Source organism: Micromonospora sp. NBRC 110037, assembly GCF_001652995.1.
GTDB lineage: Bacteria > Actinomycetota > Actinomycetes > Mycobacteriales > Micromonosporaceae > Micromonospora > Micromonospora chalcea.
Genome location: NZ_BBVA01000008.1, coordinates 78,702 through 96,293, shown reverse-complemented (window position 1 = coordinate 96,293; position 17,592 = coordinate 78,702). Strand labels below are relative to the sequence as shown.

Below are 17,592 nucleotides of genomic sequence, written 5' to 3'. Positions count from 1 at the left end.
GGACGCCCGGTGGCACTCCATGCCCCGCGGCCGTCGTCGAACCGGTCGGTCGACCGGTCCAGCGTCGCGCCGCGTTCCCGCTGGTCCCGCTTCACCACCGCCCTCGCCGCACTGGTCGGCACCGCCGTCGTACTGACCGGCGGCGCCACTGCGGCACACGCCGAACCCTCGGTCGCCGAGATCGAGGCCCAGATCGACCGCGACTGGAACAAGCTCGAACCGGTCATCGAGCAGGTCAACGACGTACGCGAGCAGCTCGCCGCGCGGCGCAGGCAGGCCGACGCGCTCGGCCGGCAGATCGCACCCCTGCAAGCCCGGGTGGACGCCGCGCTCGGCCAGGTCGGCGGCCTCGCCGCCGACGCCTACAAGGCCGACAACCTCTCCACGGTCAACGCGCTGCTCGGCAGCCGCTCACCCGGTGACCTGGTCGACGGCCTGGAGCTGCTCGACCGCTTCGCGCACCGCCAGCACGAGCAGGTGCGCTCGGTCGCCGCGCTGCGCGACGAGCTGGCGGCGAAGAAGAAGCCGCTGGACGAGATGATCGCCGGCCTGGCGCGCACCGAGGCCCAGCTCGCGGCGAAGAAGAAGCAGATCGACGCCGAGATCGCCAAGCTGGAGAAGCTGCGGCTCAAGGTGTACGGCAAGGGCGGCGGCGGCCCGCTGCGCCCGGCGCCCTGCCCGGCCGGCTATCCCGCCGGCCCGGCCGGAGCGGCGGTGAAGTTCGCCTGCGCCCAGATCGGCAAGATCTACGTCTGGGGCGCCGCCGGCCCGGACCACTTCGACTGCTCGGGCCTCACCATGGCGGCCTGGGCCAAGGGCGGCGTCTCACTGCCGCACAGCGCACGCCAGCAGCACGGCGTGACGAAGCGCATCAGCCGGGCCGAGCTGCGCGCCGGCGACCTCGTCTTCTACTACAGCGACCTGCACCACGTGGCGATGTACGTGGGCGACGGCTGGGTGGTGCACGCCTCCCAGTCCGGCAAGCCCATCACGATGAAGCGGGTCGACGACGGCGACATCAACAGCTACGGCCGCGTGTAAGGAAGGGCCCCCTCTTAACGCCTCCGGTAGAGGAGGGGGCCCTTCTTAACAACTGCGGGCGGCGTCAGCGCGTCGGCCAGGTGCGCCAGCTCTGCCAGGACCGGCTCGGCGTCGGGCCGCGCTGCCCCTGGTAACGCGAGCCGTAGACGGCCGAGCCGTACGGGTGCTCGGCCGGCGAGGAGAGCCGGAAGATGCAGAGCTGGCCGATCTTCATGCCGGGCCAGAGCGTGATCGGCAGGTTCGCCACGTTCGACAGCTCCAGCGTGACGTGGCCGGAGAAGCCGGGGTCGATGAAGCCGGCTGTCGAGTGGGTCAGCAGCCCCAGCCGCCCCAGGCTCGACTTGCCCTCGAGCCGGCCCGCGAGCTGGTCGCCCAGCGAGATCACCTCAAGCGTGGAGGCGAGCACGAACTCGCCCGGGTGCAGCACGAACGGCTGGCCCTCGGGCACCTCCACCATCGAGGTGAGGTCGTCCTGCTGGACCGACGGGTCGATGTGTGTGTAGAGGTGGTTGTTGAAGACCCGGAAGAGCCGGTCCAGGCGTACGTCGATGCTCGACGGCTGCACCAGCGTGGGCTCGAAGGGCTCCAGCGCGAGCGTGCCGGCCTTGATCTCGGAGATCAGGTCGCGGTCGGAGAGCAGCATCGGAACACCATAGCGACCGGTATGGGTGACCTGCGTGTCGCACTACTTCTTCGTACACGTGTTCGATAGGATGTCCGCATGGCTTCCTGGTCCGAATTCGCCGCCGACGAGCCCCGCCTCGCCGGCGAGATCCGCCTCCTGATGCAGCAGTACGGGCCGGGCTTCGGCTACCTCGCCACGGTCCGCGCCGACGGCGGCCCCCGCGTCCACCCGGTCTCCCCGGTGTTCACCGACGACGGCCTATGGTGCTTCGTCATCGACTCGCCGAAGCGCCGCGACCTCGAACGCGACGGCCGCTACGCGCTGCACTCGTTCCCGCCCGAGGAGAGCGACGACGAGGCGTACGTCGCGGGGCGCGCGCGGCCGGTGACCGACCCGGCCACCGTGACGCGGCTGGCCCGGATCGCCCGCGCGTCGCCACATGGTGACTGGCGGCTGTTCGAGTTCACAGTCGAGGCGGCGATGCTGACCCGGCGCGACCCTGTCGCCCAGCCCGGCGCCGCTCCGCCGCAGGTGCGGGTGTGGCTCGACCCGCTCGGGGCCGAACCGGCCCGGCGTGAGCCGGTGGGCGCGGAGGGCCGGCGCGGCCGGCACGGCTTCGACACCCGCCGCCCGGCCGCCTGACCCCGACCCCGAAACGAGCGGTGCCGGCCCCGTCCGAGGACAGGGCCGGCACCGGTACGCGGTACGAGGCGGTCAGGCTGCGCGGTAGGCGTTCCACGCGGTGAGCATGCGGCTCGCCTGGCCGGCGGTGAACTGGTACATGCAGGAGTCGTACGTGTAGTCCATGAAGTTGGTGATCGGGTCCTTGCCGGCGGTCGAGCAGGTGTCGCGGCCGGTCGGGCACTGGTACGCCGGGGACGCCTCGGCCGGGGTGTCGGAGACGCTGTCGCCCGAGCCGGAGCAGCCGCCCTGGAAGGTGTGGTAGAGGTTCAGCCAGTGGCCGACCTCGTGGGTGCCGGTGTCACCCTGGTTGTAGTTGGTGGCGGTGCCGCCGGGCAGCGACTCGTTGAGCACGACCACGCCGTCCATCTTGTCCAGCGTCCGCTTCGGGAACGTCGCCCAGCCCAGCAGGCTGTCGCTCAGCTCGCCGAGGTAGATGTTCAGCGTGTTCTTGCCGCCCTCACGCAGCGAGGTCTTCATCGAGCGCTCGGCGGAGGAGCCCTGCACGATCGGGTACCACGACGGGTTGGTCACCCGGTTGATCTTCGTGAGCTGGAAGCCGAAGGCGGTGGCGGCGCCGCCGGTCGAGCCCGCGTACGACTGGTTCAGCACGGTGATCTGCTGGTTGATCATCGAGTCGGTGATGTTGCCGCCGGCCCGGGTGCTGTTCTCCTGGATGACGTGCACGACGACCGGGATCGTCACGGTGGCCAGCGGGGTGACCGCGCCGGTCCGGAAGTTGGCCCGCTCGCGCTGCGCGGCGGCGAGGTCGGCCTCCCGGTCCTGGACCTGCTTGGCGGTCAGGTGGTTGGGGTCGAGCTTGGCGTTGCCGCCCTTCGCGACGCGAGCGTTCGCGTGCTCGTCGGCGTGGGCGTCAGCAGGCTCGGCGCAGACGCCGGCCGGGGCGGCCGAGAAGGCCGAAGCAGCGGGAACGACGCCGACGGCGGCGGTGCTGAGCAGCAGCGCGAGGGTCGACGTCGCGACACCGGCGGTACGCCGGGTCAGCAGGTTGGGACGGAGTCCCATGGGCCCACCTCTTTCTGACGGCGTGCCAGGGGGTGTGTCACGCCGGTGCGGAAACGTGGGGCAGACGTTACATCCCATCGATGCATTTGAGAATGCCCATACGTTTCCGACGTGCAACTTCGCGCCTGCCGGCGCCGGTGAGTGCTTGATCCACTCCAGTTCGGGGAGGTGGCTGGGTCAACCGCCCGCCGATGCCGCCACCTCGCCGAGGTGGCGCGCGCACCTGAGTGCACGGGGGTGGGGGGCTTCAGGTAGAGTGGTGCCGCTGCGGGTGTAGTTCAATGGCAGAACATCAGCTTCCCAAGCTGACAGTGCGGGTTCGATTCCCGTCACCCGCTCCAACGTGAAGGCCCTGATCAGGACGACAGTCCCGGTCAGGGCCTTCGATGTTCCAAGGTCAAGAATCATGCGGCATGCCATTAGCGTGCCATTAGCCCTGGTCGCCGCTGGCGTCATCTCGGTCGGCCGACCGCTTCTTGCTTTTCTTGCCGCCGGACTTCTTGCCGCCCTTGTCCTTGCCGCCAGTCGTCCTTTTAGCCTTCTTCTGGTCCGCGCGCATTGCATCGTGCAGCGCTTGGGCGATGGCCCGGTCAGCTTCCGCCGTGGCGTGCTGGTAGATCAGCGCGGCCTGCGGCGAGTCGTGTCCCATCCGGGCCATCAGGTCCCGGGTGCTCGCGCCGGTACGGGCCGCCAGGGTGTTGCCGCTGTGCCGAAGGTCGTGGAAGTGCAGGTCCGGCTGACCGATGCGGGACACGCTGGCCTTCCAGGCGATGAGCTTGTTCAGGTTGCCGCGCCAGATCGGGCGTCCGCTCTCGGTCGTGAACACGAACGCATCCGGGTTGTCGTCAACCTCAGCGGCCAGGTGGTCGCGGACAACCTTGACGACAGCAGGCGGCAGACTCACCGTGCGGCGGCCGGCCCGGGACTTCGGCGGACCGAGCACCAAGCCGACCCCGCGCTGTTCGGTGTACGCCTGCCGTACTCGTATGGTGCCGGCTACGGTGTCGATGTCCTGTCGTTGCAGCGCGGCGACCTCACCCCAGCGCAGGCACCCGAAGGTGGTGACCAGGACCAGGGCGCGGTACCGGGGCGGCACGATCTCGGACAGCCTAAAGACCTGGGCGAGGGTAAGCACTGGCCGCTCCGCAGGCTTCTCCTGGTCGGCACCAGGGATCCGGCACGGGTTCCGGCTCAGGATCTCGTCTTCCTTGACCGCCGTCATCAGCACCGCGCGCAGCAGCCGGTACGCCTTGGCCGCCATGCTCTCCGAGACCCCATTGCCGAGCAGTTTCGCCCGCCAGTCGCGGACCATCGGCGTGTCCAACCGGCCCAGCTCGACCCCGCCCAGGTACGGCACGACGTGCTTGTCCAACAGCCAGCCGTACAGGTGGATCGTTCGGGGCCGCAGGTTTGGCCGCTGGTCGATCCAGCGCCGCGCGTAGTCGCCGAGCTGCACCTTGGCCCGTTCCGGGTCGATCCACTCCCGCCGGGCTATCTGTGCCTCGACCAGCGTGAGGTACCGGTCCGCGTCGGACTTACGGGCGAACGTCTCTGGCGCGTTCCGCATCCGGCCGTCCGGCCCCGGGTAGCGGGCCTGATACCGCCCGGATGGCAGCTTGCGGACGTTGCCGAACCGCCGATGTCCTTCCTTGTTCGCCATCAGGCCACCCGCCCCAGGTCGCGCCACACGGCGGAAACGGTCATTGGCTCCACCCGGCCGGCGTCGACATGGGCGTCCACGTCCGAAGCCTTGAGGCGCACGCTCCGGCCGACCTTGTGGAAGGCGATGCGCCGCTGCGCGACCAGCCGGCGCACGTAGCGGACGCTCATCTTCATCCGGGCTGCGGCTTCCTCCACCGTCAGGACCTCGTCCACCGCCGTCATACGTCCCCGCTTTCGGTGGTCTTGCAGTCAGTTGCCGAAACATCAGGCGGGACCGCAGCACGTCTCGCGGCGTCGAGCTGCGCCCGCCACTGGATGCGTTCGGAGATGGCCCGCAGGACGCGGTGCCCGAGGGGCGGGACGTCCGGGTCGGTGGGTCTGGCGAGTTCCCAGGCGTGCCGGACGGTGTCGGAGCCGGCCGGGGCGGTGTCGGTGTCGGTGGTGACGCCGAGCAGTGCCTTGACCCACTCGCGTCGGTCGGCCCGGTGATCGGCCAAGGTCTTGCCGGACCACTGCCGGGAGATGAGGACACGTCGGCCGCCGATGCCGAGGGTTTCCCGCTTGTGGACCTTGTTCTTGCAGTTGCCCGGCTTCAACCCGGGCCGTGCCTTCTTCGGTTGGATGGCGTAGAGCAGCCAGTTGGCGCACCGCTCGGAGCACGGCGTGTGCCGCAGCTCTTGCCAGAGCCGTTCCAGGTGCGCCCGTTGGCGGCCGGTGGTGACGTCGTGGCAGTCGGCGGCTTGTTTGGTGAGGTACTTGGTGATGTAGCCGACGCACCGGTCCGCGTCCTTGGTCCCGGCGAGCACGCCTTTGGCGTCGACCTGGGCACCGAAGCGGACGACGTGCACGGGTTGCGCGTCGGGGTCGGCGTCGAGCAGGTCCAGGGCGTCATCCCACGACGGCAGCAACCGCCCGGTGGTCGGGTCGGTGTAGCCGGCGGCGTCGGCGTCCCATCGCGGCGCCCTCCCCGGTTCGTAGACCACCTTCGTGACGGGCGGCCACCACACCTGGTGGTAGGTGGCGGCGGCGACCTGGCGGACGAGGGCGCGGGGGATGGTGCCGCGCATGGCGAAGTGCGCATGAGGGGCGAGGCGGCGTTGCGGCTCGACCGCGCCCGCGTACTGGACGTTCCAGCCGACCGCGCGGCGCAGGTTCTGCCAGAAGCGGTCCAGGAGGCGGGGGAAGTGGACTGCGTCCCAGGCGGCGCGCCGGTAGTCGTAGGCGTCCGGGTCGACGGGTGTGCCGTCGGAGTGGACGCGGCCGTAGGAGCCGAGGGTGAGGGTCAGGAACATCGAGGGCCGGAACACCTGCCCGGCGTGGCCCTCGAACGTCCGCCCGATCGTGCGGTTTTCCACCGGCAGGCGGGGCAGGTCCGGGGCGTCCTGGCGGCGTTTGGTGGAGCGGACGCGTCGCTTGCCGTCGCTCTCCTGGTCGTCGTCGGTGGTGTGGGGTGGGGCGGGTCTGCCCCGGAGTCCTTCGGTGGTGATCTCGGCTTCCAGCTCCCCGATGGCGTCGTCCAGGTCCGCGACCTGGTCCCACTGCGAGGTGCGGGCGGCTTCGTCGCGGGCGAATTCCAGGTGAGCGCGGGCGACGATGAGCGCCTGTTGTGCCTCGGTGGCCGGGCGGGGGCCGGGGTCGGGTTCGTCGTCGCGGTGCCAGCCCTCGCGGATCTGCTGCTGCCGCAGCTTCCTCGCCCGCTTCGCGCACGCCGGGCACTTGGCTTCCTGGGTGGCGCCGCAGGGCATGTCGATGACTTCGGTCTGGCCGGAGTCGAGGTCGGTGCGGCGCAGGGAGACGGGGCGGGTGCAGACGCCGTAGTCGGCGGCCAGGTCTTTGACCACGTCGACGGAGCGGGGCATGAGCATGCGGGCGGCCCGGGAGCCCGGCCTCGGAGCCTGCGCCGGGGTGGCGGGTTCGAGGCCGGGCAGCGTCGGAGACAGGGTCATCGGCTCACCTCTCCGAGCAGGGGGACGCCGTTGCGGCGGGTGAACGCGGCCGGCGGCACCGGAGCCACCGCAACCGGACGAGCAGGCGGAACAGGAGCCGGGACCGGGGCGGGTTCGGCGTGCACCGGCGCGACCGGCTCAGCCACAGCCGGGGCGACGGGGGCCGGGGTGGGCTGCGTGGCCGGGCGGGACGGAGCCGGGGCGGGAGCAGGCGGCGGCACCGGGCGGGAGGGGACAGGAGCCGGGACAGGGGCCGAGGTCGGGGCGGTGGTGAGGACGAGTTTGGACAAGCCCATGAACGCCAGCGCGGGGACGGCGGACAGCAGCCAGCCGGACAGGCCAGGTTTGGCGACGGCGAGCTGAGCGGCCAGGGACAGGAGGACGGCGGCGATGAGCAGGAACATGGGGTAGCCGACCGGTTGGTGGTTGCGCTTGCGGCGGCGGATGGTGAGCAGCGCGGCGACGGGGACGAGTTCGCTGATGACGGCGTTGGCCCAGCCGAACCACGCCCCGGTCCCGGGTGGGCTGTTGTCGAGGGTCCAGTCTTTGACGTGGGTGAACGACGCGGCCCCGGCGAAGCCTGCGACGAGTAGGAGGATGACGATGAGGAGCAGGCCCTCGATGCGGTCGGTGCGGGTGGTGGTGGGGTGAGGTTTCATGCGGCACCGTCCAGGATTTCGCCGTCGATGACCCGGAGGCGGCCGTAGGTGTGGGCCATGTCGCGGATCTCGTCATCGGTGAGGTAGGAGAACCGGACCCGCATGGGGGTGGGGTCGCCGTCGATGACCACGAACGCCACCCCCGGCAGGCTTTGTGGGATGCGGTCGCACAGCGCGCCCCGGTCCCGCATCCCCTCCCCGAGGACCAGGTCCACTTGGGCGGCTTCGGCGAGGCGCAGGCCGATGCGGGTGGGGAACAGGTCCCGGAACGGCAGCACCTCCTTACGCGGGTCCTGAATCGCGGCCAGGACGTGCACACCGACCGCCCGCCCTTGGCTGAGCAGGATGGACAGGGCGGCCTTGACGCGGTCCTTCAACTGCCGGTCGGTCAGATACGCGGTCAGGTTCGCCAGCTCGTCGATGACGACGACGATCAGCGGCTCATCCGGCGTCGGGACGTGTTGGCGGGTGCGGCCGTAGAGCTTCCCGGCACGGTCTTTGGCGACGGTGGCGGCTTCCTCGATCAGCTCCACCATGGCCGGGTAGTCCTTGCGGGCGAACCGGGCGAACATCGGCGCGCCCATCCCCAACTCCATGCCGCCCTTGGGGTCCAGGCCCCACAGCTGCACCAGGCCGGAGGTGACCCCGTTGGCGAGGGAGCGGACCAGCGACCAGATGACCGAGCCCTTCCCCGCACCCGTCGCCCCGACGACGAGAACCTGCGTGCCGAACAGCCGCAGGTCGTAACCCTCGCCGTCCTCACGCCGTCCGACCGGCAGGGCGGTGAACTCCGGCACCGCCGGCACCGGCAGCGGACGCACAAGCTTGGCCAGGGGATCACCGCGGAACAGGTGCAGCAGCACCACATCCGGCCGACCACCGGGCACCGCCTTCACCTGCCGGACACCGAACGTGTGGGCGAGGCGCTCGGCGACCTTGGCGAAGTCATCGGGGATCTGCCCGGTGACCATCCGCACCGTCACCACGTCCACGCCGCCCGCGCACTGGACCTTCCGCAGCACCGGCAACACCGTGTGGGAGTCGAACGAGACGGCCAGCTTCGCGGTGACCATCGCGGCATGCCAGTTGCGGCGGTACAGCCAGCGGCGGAAGCGGGCGAGGACCGGCCACCACCCGAACCGCAGCCACGACGACCGATGCCCGAACCCCCACCCCGCAGCGACGGCGGCGACCAGGACCACGACACCGACCGGACCCACCCAGCCGAAGCGCAGGTACAGCCAGCCGAAGAACACGGCCGGGGCGGTCACGTACCAGAAGCGGACCAGCACCACAGCCAAGCGAGCGAGGCCCTTGAGGGTCCACCAGGACAGGGCCAGCCACATCGGGATACGAACGAACGGCGTCCGCACGTTGAGCGGGGCGGCGTCGATGCGCTCACCCCGGATCACGTTGACCAACGGCATCCCTCAGCCCTCCCCACTCGCAGCGGCGAACAGGACGGCCTGACCCGGCGCACCGGCACGGCGGCGCACCACCCGGCGGCGCACCGGCATCCGGGACGGGCCGAGGGCCGCCAGGTCGACCGGGCCGGTCAACGGGGCGGGAACGTGGCGGGTCATGGTCGGCAGCCACCGGCCCCGGCCCAGGACGGCACGGAGGTCGACCCGGTCGGACACGTGCGGGGCGATCAGGTCCGGGTCCAGGCGGCGCAGCTTCACCACCGTCCGCGCCAGAGCAGCAGCAGCGGCGGAAATCTCCACCAGCGCAGCCACGCGCACGGCATCGGACGGAACGGTGGTGTAGACCTCGCGGGCCGCCCGGATACCCGGACCGGCCAGACGCATCACCGTCCGGCGGTGAGTCGTACGGCGCGGGGCGGGACGCGGGTTCCCGACAATGCGGGCAGCGTCAGCTAGCGTGGGCATCAGCCCAACTCCTTCCACGGAGACGAGGGTCAGAGCGCGGGGCGGGAGTCGACTTGGCGGAAGATGGCCCGCCCCGCGCGTCGAGTTCTGGTCAGGCAGCCTGCTTCGTCGCAGCGGCGGCGGTCGGTTCGGTCATGGCGCCCGCGCGGATCGACCACGCCTGACGCGCCCGGCACTTCCCCGAGCCCTTGCACCGCTGCGAGTCCACGTACGGCGTCAGCGTCACGTCGGAGAACGTCACCGCCGGCGGATAGCCCGGGATCTTCGACGCCGGAGGCACCGGCTGCACCGGCGCGGCGATCTTCACCTTCACTTCCTTCGTGCCGCCGAACTTCCCGGCCTCCGGGTCCAAGTCGAGGACCTTGACCACCCACAGGCGCTCGCCCGTGTCCTTGTCGCGGGCCTGGTCGTCACCCTGACCCCGCTTGTCGAAGTCCGTCACCGGCTCCACCCCCAGGCACAGCGCACCTGCCGGGAAGACGTAATCGAACGGAACCGGAACCTTGATCGAGTTGGGGACCATGCCCACTGCCTCCTCGCTCTGATGGTCGGCAACCTGCCGGCCGCACGCCTTATGCACATCTGCATAAGGCCACTGAGGACAGTATGCACGCGTGCATACCGATAGGCAAGCGTTTCCATCAATGCGCAGAGGAGGGTTCAGCGGATGCGGCGGAGCGGCACGAAGGCCAGGGAAGCTAGAGCCAGCAAACCTGCTGCGGCGGCGAAGGGCGCGCCGAGGCCACCAGCGTCGGCGACAACACCCCCGAGGACGGAGCCCAGGGCGGCCGAGCCGATACCGAAGAGGCGAGTCGAGGAGACAACGCGGCCGAGCATCTCGTCAGGCGTGTGCAACTGGCGGGTGGAACCGCCGACGACGCTGCCAGTCGTCGAAGCAATGCCAACGAACACGAGGGCGACAGCCGTGACCCAGGGCGTGGCCGTCAGAAGCACCGTCAGCCAGGCCACACCCTGGACGCCCAGCGTGCCGGCATAGGCAGAGCGAGGAGAGAGCACGGCGACGGTCCGAGGCGCAAGCCACCCACCCGCTATGCCACCTAGGGCGCCACTCGCGATAAGCAAGCCGAAGCCAATGGTGCCAAGGTGGAGAACGTCCTGGGCATAGAGGACCAGCGTCGCGAACGCGATGTTGTAGCCGAGGTTGTAGGAAGCCATCCCGAGCGTCACCGTGCGGAGTTCGGGATGGCGAACGAGGTGGGCCATGCCGACCCTGATGGCACGCAGCATCGGCGCATGCTCGACAGCAGGTTTCGCAGGCGGGGAAGGTAGCCGGCTCACAAGCGCCGCTGAGAGCAGGAAGGAACCGGCATCCAGCCCGAAGGGAAGGACGCGGGACGCTGCGAAAGCCGCCGCACCGAGAGGTGGACCAGCTAGTGAGCGGCCGAAGGTGTCGATCGCCCAGAGTCGCCCGTTAGCGCGTGACAGCCGCTCTTTGTCTCGGCCGACGATCGCCGGAATCACGGCCTGGGCCGCAGGATCGAAGAAGCACGAGCCGACGCCAACGAGGAAGACCGCCACCGCAAGGGCGGCGATGCTGGCGCTGTCGGTCACGACTAGGAGAACAAGCGCGAACAGCACCGCCGCCCGGCCGAGGTCAGACGCCACCATGACTGTCCGCCTGCTCCAGCGGTCCACCAATGCACCAGCGGGCAGACCGACGAGCAGCCAAGCCGCGTAGCCGGCCGCCGACACCGAGGCCACCGCCAACGGATCCCGGGACAGCGCCGCCGCCATCAGGGGCGCAGCGGCCAACAACATGCCGTCCCCGGTGACCGAGACGCCGGTCGAGGCCAGCAGGAGGCCAAGGCCCCGCTTTGACGACGCCTCGACTGGTCGCTCGGTCACCGCGGACATGCCAACTACCTCACTGCGGGGGAGTCGTCGGAACCGAAGTGCCCCGCAGCGGCGCTGGCCACGAACGCAGCCCAACCCGGCTTAGCGAAGGCGAGCATCGGGCCAGCACCGGCTTGCTTGGTGTCTCGGACGCCAATCACGCCGCCCGCGCACGCGACCTCGACACATCCTCCGCTGTCGCTGTGCGAACTCTTGCGCCACTTGGCTCTGCTGAAGTCAGGACTCACCACGGCCTCCGTCGATCGATCGAGGGTCTTCTAGATCCTCGATGTAGCGAGTCAGTGACGCAAGGTGCTCTATCGACTCTGCCGGCGACAGCGCGTCGGCGGCGAGTGCATCGAACAGTGTCGAGTACGCATCCACATCGGCGGGCGCAGACAGATAGAGATCAGCCGTCTGAGACTCCACGAATACAACCCGAGGGCTGGACTGAGCACGAAAGTCGTACAGCGTGAAGGGCACGACCGCTGAGGCTGTACGACCTGCACCCAGCGGGATGATCCGCAGAGTCACACTGGGCAGCTCAGCACGAGCCCGCAGGTACGCCAGCTGCGCGAGGATCACGTCTCGACTGCCAGGCCAGGCCAGGAAGGCGCGAGCATCCAGGAGCGCGGCATACGCCGGGGCATCGTCGGCACGTAACAGAGCCTGTCGGTTCATCCGGCGGGCGACGATAGCCTCCGGGTTGGGCCACCCGCCGCTCTTTGTGTAGGCCAACGCATACTCCGGCGACTGCAACTGACCAGGCACCATCAGCGGGTAGTACTGCTGAATCAACCGCACTCGCGTTTCGATTGCCGCCACCTCGCCCTGGCGACGGGTCACGCCTCCAGCGCGAACCAGCCACGCGCCACCGATGCCCTCATCGTCAGCAGTCATCGCCAGCAGCTCCGCGCGCACCTCCTCAGACACACCGTAGTAGTGGAGCAACGTGGCCAGGTCACGGGTGCTCACCGCGATGCGCGCGTTCTCGATCCGGGACACCTTCGGTTGGGACCAACCGAGCGCAGTCGCGACCTCTTCGCCCGGCAGGCCCAAGCCCTCACGGATGCGCTTCAACTCAGCAGCCACCCGCTCCCGATGGGCCGAACCAACCATGAGTACTCCCACCACGATGCAGCCATGCATACCGACAGCAGTGTATGACAGGCGCCGCATCCCATGGACTTGAAAGTCCTGTCGGCTGAAGCGCGAACAGGCGAAGCCCTAGCACAAACGGGCAATCACTAACAGCTACCACTGATGCGCTTAGCGTGAGACGATCTCGCCCAGGGCATCGATGGGGAGGACTGCCATGGTCAGCGACTCTGATACCTCAAAGTGGGACTGCCCGCCGCACACCAAGGCGAAGCACGACATGCTGGGCCGCTACCTGGACGGTTGGTTTCCCATCTTGTCGAGTTGGAACGGACGCGTGGTCTTCCTAGACGGCTTTGCCGGCAGGGGGCGCTATAACGATGGTGCCGAAGGGTCACCCCTTGTGGCCCTGCGGCATCTTCTCGATCATCGCTATTTTCCACAGATGCGGCACCGCGAGTTCGTGTTCTATTTCGTAGAAGCCAATCGCGACAACGCCGAGTCGCTCCTAAAGGAAGTGGAAGCCTTCAAGACCGAGCGAGCGCCTTGGCCTGCCAAAGTGAGAGTCCACGTAGTAAACGAAAAATTCGACGTAACCGCGAATTCGATTCTGGACACGTTGCGTGAGCAGAAGAAGAACCTTGCGCCGACGTTCGCTTTCGTTGACCCCTTTGGCTACAGTGGCCTACCAATGGACCTACTTGCCGCTCTTCTCTCATACCCGCGCAGTGAGCTATTCGTTAATTTCATGGTTGGGCACGTGCAACGCTTCATCACGAGAGACGGCCAAGAGAACGCGATGCGTTCACTCTTCGGGATGGACGTGCGGGACGTCCTAAACGGCTTCAGCGAAGAGGCGGACAGGGTAGAGCATCTCCGCGCAGTTTACGGCAGACAGCTGCAAGAGCGCGTCGGCTTCGACCACGTGCAATCGTTCGCGATGTTGAATAGTACTGGCAACATCGGCTACTACCTGTTTCATGGGACTCGGCACCGCGCAGGTGTCAAGCTCATGAAGGACGCGATGTGGAAAATCGATCCAGGCGGCGGGTTTACCTTCTCCGATCGACTTGCCGGGCAGGATGTTCTATTTACTCCAGAGCCGGATTTGCGGCCCTTACGTGCAGAGATCCTTCGGCACTTCAGCGGTCGCCAGGGTGTTCCCGTCTCCGAGATTGAATGGCACGCGATCCTCTACACGCCATACCGAGAAACCCACGTGCGCCCTGTACTCCGGCCGCTGGAGCAGGACGGCGTAATCAGTGTCAGGCGGCCAGCGGGTAAGAGGCAGTTCGCCGACGGCGTTACAATCAACTTTCCCTAGACCAATACGGGCGTCGCTTCCGGCATCTCGTCCCACGTCTGGCCGTCAAGCTCGCGACCACCAGATTTCGGCGTACGGCCTCCCCACTGCTTGAAGAAGAATGGCACCCCTGCCTCCGTGCACCGATCCCGCACGCCTATCGCCCACGTCGGCTCCATCGGTCGGGCATTCGGTCCGCTCTCGCCTCCCGCGATCACCCACCCGATACCCTCCACCGACAGGTTGTGTAGTGGACCGAGGAGAGGCTCGCAGGATAGGAATCGCACAGCAGCGGGAACCGTCCGGAGATCGTCCACCCTGTACAAAGCCTCGCCATCTTCGACAGATACGCCTACCCATACGTTGGGTGGCCATGGCAGCGATGGCGCCATCCTCCTCAGGCGACGGGATCGTTTTGTAAGAATCTGGTATGTGTGCTGAGGAGTAGCCGCCATCACATCAAATACCTGCCGGACGAAGTCGGCAGGGACTTGTGCGTGAAATAGGTCGCTCATTGAGTTGACAAATACTAGACGCGGGCGACGCCACGTGGACGGCAGTTTCAGCGCATCCGGATGGCACGTGACGCCAAAGCCTGGACCGCTTGTGCGAGGGTCGCCATCCTTCTGATAGCGGGGCTGGCCCATTGCCTTCAGCCGCTTAGCAAGAGTCATGGCATAACAGTTGTCGCACCCGGACGAGACGCGATCACAGCCCGTCGTAGGGTTCCAGGTCGCCTGCGTCCACTCGATGGAACTGCGATCCCCCATGAGTCCTCCTCCATCGCGACATGCACCGCAGACTTGAGCTTAACCCGAATCGAACGCATGTTCTATAGATTGCCGTAACGGTCTCAGTACATCATGCCGAGCCTGGGTGCGGGTCGGCAGTGGAAGCACGTCGTGTTGGGATGACCTGCTGCGCGATCGTCAAGCTCCACGCTCTCGCCGAGATCGTTGCCGAATCCGCCTCTATGAGATCAAGGCGGCCCGCAAGCGGGCCGCGCCGGCCCGGCCCCGGCCTGCTGGCGACCTCCGGTCGGCATCGGCCGGGCCGGCCGGCCACGCTTTCGGGGATCGCCAGACTTTGAAGACCTCGGGGCTCCGCCCCGAACCCCGGCCCTCCTCAGAGATGCCGGGCGGATCACCTCGCCGGGCACCACAAGGGCTACCAGCCTCCCCGGACGGGGCCAAGGTCGTTCGTCCGGTAGGGCGCTCCACCTTGTCCCCGTCCGGGGAGGCTGGACGGTCTACGACTGCCCGACGAGGAGATCCGCCAGTGCCAGCACCAGCTCCAGCTTGCCTTGCCGCAGTTGATCTATAAGGGTCAAGCAGGGAGCATGGCGCGATGACGCACTGGCGGAAAGACCGCATCGGCTCGGCCCTGCGGGGAGAGAACCCAACCGTTCTGGCTCGTCTGCCGAAGGGCTTCGCGGTCATCGGTGACGTGCAATGGCTACCCGGCTACTGCGTGCTGCTGAGCGACGATCCGAATGTGGGACGACTGACTGATCTTTCGCGGCCTGACCGGTTGGCCTACCTGGAGAGCATGGAACGGCTCGGTGAGGCAGTCGAGCGGGCTTGCGCCGAAGCCGACCCGGCCTTCCGCCGGATCAACCTGGAGATCCTCGGCAACACCGATCCCTTCCTGCACGCCCACATATGGCCTCGGTACGAGTGGGAACCGCCCCACCTCGTCGGGATGCCCGTCTGGCTCTATCCACCAGAGAAGTGGCGTGACCCTGCGAGCGCCCTTGGCCCCCAGCACGACGAGCTTCGCGCCGCCATTACACGCCACCTAAGCACGTAGAGCCGGATGCGGCGTGCCATTAGCGTGCCATTGAGTCAGGCCAGCCGGGGCACGCCGAGGCCACCAGGGACCGCCGAGACCAGGCCGCCGAGCCGCTGACTTCCCCGAGATCGACAATTCCCAAGCTGACAGTGCGGGTTCGATTCCCGTCACCCGCTCCAACGTGAGGCCCCAGCTCAGGACAGCTTTCCTGGCTGGGGCCTCGTTCGTTGCTACCGCTTCTTGCGCTGGCCGTGCCCGCTACGTGCCCGATCACGGCCCTTCTTGATCTGCTCGCTGAGCCCGCTCGCGATGTGCTCGTCGCGCTCCTTGGCGGTGTGCTGGTAGATCAATGCCGCGCGAGTCGAGGCGTGACCCATCCTGGCCATGAGGTCGGCAAGGCTCGCCCCGGTCCGGGACGCCAGGGTATTACCGGTGTGCCGCAGGTCGTGGAAGTGGAAGCCGGGCAGGCCAGCCGCAGCCACGCAGTCACGCCACTTGCAGGCGGTCTGGAAGTTGGAGCGGCGCAGGACAGCACCCTTCGCGCCGGTGAAGACGAGCGCGTCCTGGTCCTCGTCGACGAAGTCGTCCAGGTGTGGGCGGATGTCACGGCGGATCGCGTCGGGAATGGTGACGGTCCGAATGTCGGCATCGGCGACTGGGCCTGCCGGGGGAGGGGCCGTTCGTGCGTCAAGTCCGTCTTGAAGTTGGCGGGTCGGGCAGCGGCCTGCCCCCGCGAGGCCGGGTCGACGGCAGAAAGTCCGGATGGCGAGGATAAGCAGAGTGACGAATGTCACAAATTTCCCCCGGCGTGTCGCGTCTTTGAAGCACCCGGCCCCGACTAGGCTCCGGCGCTCAAAGGCTAGGATAGCTAGCCGGAGCCTAGTCGGGGCCGGGTGCGCGGGACTTGACAGCATCCACTACGCTCAGGCCGTCGCTCCGCGATGCTTGCACCCAACGGGCGGCCTGAGCGTAGTGGATGCTCCCTCTTTCGCCCTCTTGTCGCAGGCTCCTGTAGGCCGGTTTGGTGCGAAGCGAACCCCCGCCTTGCCGGCCCTGGCGGTTGCATACCCGCAGGTCAGAGCGTGGAAGCGTCGAGGGGTTGGGTGCTTCGGCCCAAAAAAAACCCGGCCCCTCTAGGGGAACCGGGTGGTATATGCGGTGAACTGTAGCGCAGCCTAGTTCGACCTGCAACCGAGACAGACTATAGAGCTACCAGCCGGCTGGGCGCGCGTAGGTGCCGGCAGGGCTCACTACAGGGTCACTGAGCTGACAGGCTTGGAGGTCTCCCGCCGTGAGCTGCTTCCACCAGTGGCTGCCGACCCCGTCCCCTCGTTGTCCCTTCAAGGCTCCTGCCAGGTAGTTCCGCGAGGGGTTAATCGTGCCGACGGGGACGAGTGTCCTCGCATATGACACCGGAAATTTAAGATCGCTGTCGTTGGAGATCACGAGGGCCGCGTCTACCTGCGACGTGAGTACGTCGACCAGGAGGTGGGAAGCCACGTTGACGTCGGAACCCTTTTCCTCTCGGTGGGCGTACGACACCATGAATGTCGCGTTTTGTACTGGATTGCCCTGCGCGTCCTGAACCATGATCGGCCACTGCGAGGTTACGAGCTGGGGGCCTGCGCTGCGGCTCTGGGCCTTTACTGCAAGCGGGGCGTACTTCACGCGAGAGACATAGCTGCCGTACTCGATGAGGTCGACGCTCGATGACGCCATCAGAGCCTTGAGGTAGATGTCTTGATCGATGAAGCCCGAGGGGTTGCTAGCCGCGTCGATTACAGCAGTGCAGTAGACGATTCGGTGCGCCTGAGCACCAGCCCAGGTCGGCACGTTGGCTAGCAGGCGCTCTGCAAGGGCCCGGATGTCGAGCCAGCGCCAGCCAGGGGTTCCCTGTCCGCATAGCCCTCGGCCACCGTAGTAGAGGTTGTACCCATCGACATACACTCCAACGCGCACCGGCGAACGCTACCAGTAACGAGCCGGAGTCTTCGACTCTCACGTGCCCGTGGCATGC

19 protein-coding genes and 1 tRNA gene are annotated in these 17,592 nt (G+C 67.8%); 5 read left to right on the top strand and 15 right to left on the bottom strand.

The window, feature by feature from the left end:
* Window positions 1-9: 9 nt before the first annotated feature.
* Window positions 10-1,041, top strand: a complete 1,032-nt coding sequence (locus A4R25_RS22615; RefSeq protein ID WP_064447990.1) for an NlpC/P60 family protein — start codon at window positions 10-12, stop codon at window positions 1,039-1,041.
* Window positions 1,042-1,105: 64 nt separating this feature from the next.
* Here A4R25_RS22615 and dcd read toward each other — a convergent pair whose 3' ends face one another.
* Entirely contained in the window at window positions 1,106-1,684 is a 579-nt protein-coding gene (gene dcd / locus A4R25_RS22610; protein WP_043327610.1) for a dCTP deaminase, read from the bottom strand.
* 78 nt (window positions 1,685-1,762) lie between these two features.
* Between dcd and A4R25_RS22605 the strand changes: the two genes are divergently transcribed.
* Entirely contained in the window at window positions 1,763-2,308 is a 546-nt protein-coding gene (locus A4R25_RS22605) for a pyridoxamine 5'-phosphate oxidase family protein (protein WP_064447989.1), read from the top strand.
* 72 nt (window positions 2,309-2,380) lie between these two features.
* Here A4R25_RS22605 and A4R25_RS22600 read toward each other — a convergent pair whose 3' ends face one another.
* Window positions 2,381-3,373 carry a zinc metalloprotease gene (locus A4R25_RS22600; RefSeq protein ID WP_043327608.1) on the bottom strand — a complete coding sequence of 331 codons (993 nt, stop codon included), beginning with the start codon at window positions 3,371-3,373 and terminating at the stop codon, window positions 2,381-2,383.
* A gap of 267 nt (window positions 3,374-3,640) precedes the next feature.
* On the opposite strand from A4R25_RS22600, the gene A4R25_RS22595 reads away from it, so the two are divergent.
* Window positions 3,641-3,714 (top strand) — tRNA-Gly (locus A4R25_RS22595).
* A gap of 89 nt (window positions 3,715-3,803) precedes the next feature.
* Here A4R25_RS22595 and A4R25_RS22590 read toward each other — a convergent pair.
* From A4R25_RS22590 to A4R25_RS22550, 10 genes are all read right to left on the bottom strand, one after another.
* Window positions 3,804-5,033, bottom strand: a complete 1,230-nt coding sequence (locus A4R25_RS22590; RefSeq protein WP_082931104.1) for a tyrosine-type recombinase/integrase — start codon at window positions 5,031-5,033, stop codon at window positions 3,804-3,806.
* On the bottom strand, window positions 5,033-5,257 hold the full coding sequence (locus A4R25_RS22585; protein WP_064447988.1) for an excisionase family DNA-binding protein: 225 nt from the start codon (window positions 5,255-5,257) through the stop codon (window positions 5,033-5,035). Before A4R25_RS22585 ends, A4R25_RS22590 begins: the two co-directional genes overlap by 1 nt.
* Window positions 5,254-6,981, bottom strand: a complete 1,728-nt coding sequence (locus A4R25_RS22580) for a replication initiator (protein WP_064447987.1) — start codon at window positions 6,979-6,981, stop codon at window positions 5,254-5,256. Before A4R25_RS22580 ends, A4R25_RS22585 begins: the two co-directional genes overlap by 4 nt.
* Window positions 6,978-7,640, bottom strand: a complete 663-nt coding sequence (locus A4R25_RS22575; protein ID WP_064447986.1) for a hypothetical protein — start codon at window positions 7,638-7,640, stop codon at window positions 6,978-6,980. Before A4R25_RS22575 ends, A4R25_RS22580 begins: the two co-directional genes overlap by 4 nt.
* Window positions 7,637-9,067 carry an FtsK/SpoIIIE domain-containing protein gene (locus tag A4R25_RS22570; protein WP_064447985.1) on the bottom strand — a complete coding sequence of 477 codons (1,431 nt, stop codon included), beginning with the start codon at window positions 9,065-9,067 and terminating at the stop codon, window positions 7,637-7,639. The genes A4R25_RS22575 and A4R25_RS22570 overlap by 4 nt, the downstream gene beginning before the upstream one ends.
* A gap of 3 nt (window positions 9,068-9,070) precedes the next feature.
* On the bottom strand, window positions 9,071-9,529 hold the full coding sequence (locus A4R25_RS22565; protein ID WP_157539148.1) for a hypothetical protein: 459 nt from the start codon (window positions 9,527-9,529) through the stop codon (window positions 9,071-9,073).
* Window positions 9,530-9,620: 91 nt separating this feature from the next.
* Window positions 9,621-10,052 carry a hypothetical protein gene (locus tag A4R25_RS22560; protein ID WP_064448125.1) on the bottom strand — a complete coding sequence of 144 codons (432 nt, stop codon included), beginning with the start codon at window positions 10,050-10,052 and terminating at the stop codon, window positions 9,621-9,623.
* 137 nt (window positions 10,053-10,189) lie between these two features.
* Window positions 10,190-11,404, bottom strand: coding sequence for an MFS transporter (locus A4R25_RS22555; RefSeq protein WP_082931103.1), 1,215 nt, complete (start codon window positions 11,402-11,404; stop codon window positions 10,190-10,192).
* Between the two features lie 5 nt (window positions 11,405-11,409).
* Window positions 11,410-11,631, bottom strand: coding sequence for a DUF397 domain-containing protein (locus A4R25_RS30785; RefSeq protein WP_373888013.1), 222 nt, complete (start codon window positions 11,629-11,631; stop codon window positions 11,410-11,412).
* Complete coding sequence (locus A4R25_RS22550) at window positions 11,621-12,532, bottom strand: helix-turn-helix transcriptional regulator (RefSeq protein ID WP_197494955.1); 912 nt, start codon at window positions 12,530-12,532, stop codon at window positions 11,621-11,623. Before A4R25_RS22550 ends, A4R25_RS30785 begins: the two co-directional genes overlap by 11 nt.
* Before the next feature lie 166 nt (window positions 12,533-12,698).
* Here A4R25_RS22550 and A4R25_RS22545 point away from each other — a divergent pair, with 166 nt between their 5' ends.
* Window positions 12,699-13,805, top strand: a complete 1,107-nt coding sequence (locus tag A4R25_RS22545) for a three-Cys-motif partner protein TcmP (RefSeq protein WP_197494954.1) — start codon at window positions 12,699-12,701, stop codon at window positions 13,803-13,805.
* Here A4R25_RS22545 and A4R25_RS30780 read toward each other — a convergent pair.
* A complete protein-coding gene (locus A4R25_RS30780) occupies window positions 13,802-14,554 on the bottom strand; it encodes a DUF5131 family protein (RefSeq protein WP_082931101.1) in 753 nt (250 codons plus the stop codon). The genes A4R25_RS22545 and A4R25_RS30780 overlap by 4 nt on opposite strands.
* A gap of 577 nt (window positions 14,555-15,131) precedes the next feature.
* On the opposite strand from A4R25_RS30780, the gene A4R25_RS22540 reads away from it, so the two are divergent.
* On the top strand, window positions 15,132-15,593 hold the full coding sequence (locus A4R25_RS22540; RefSeq protein WP_064447981.1) for an HIT family protein: 462 nt from the start codon (window positions 15,132-15,134) through the stop codon (window positions 15,591-15,593).
* Window positions 15,594-15,805: 212 nt separating this feature from the next.
* Here A4R25_RS22540 and A4R25_RS30775 read toward each other — a convergent pair whose 3' ends face one another.
* The gene (locus A4R25_RS30775; RefSeq protein ID WP_223201273.1) at window positions 15,806-16,369 is read right to left on the bottom strand and encodes a tyrosine-type recombinase/integrase; all 564 of its coding nucleotides are present in this window, start codon (window positions 16,367-16,369) and stop codon (window positions 15,806-15,808) included.
* A 415-nt stretch (window positions 16,370-16,784) separates the two neighbouring features.
* Window positions 16,785-17,534 carry an NYN domain-containing protein gene (locus A4R25_RS22530; RefSeq protein WP_064447980.1) on the bottom strand — a complete coding sequence of 250 codons (750 nt, stop codon included), beginning with the start codon at window positions 17,532-17,534 and terminating at the stop codon, window positions 16,785-16,787.
* Between the last annotated feature and the right edge of the window lie 58 nt (window positions 17,535-17,592).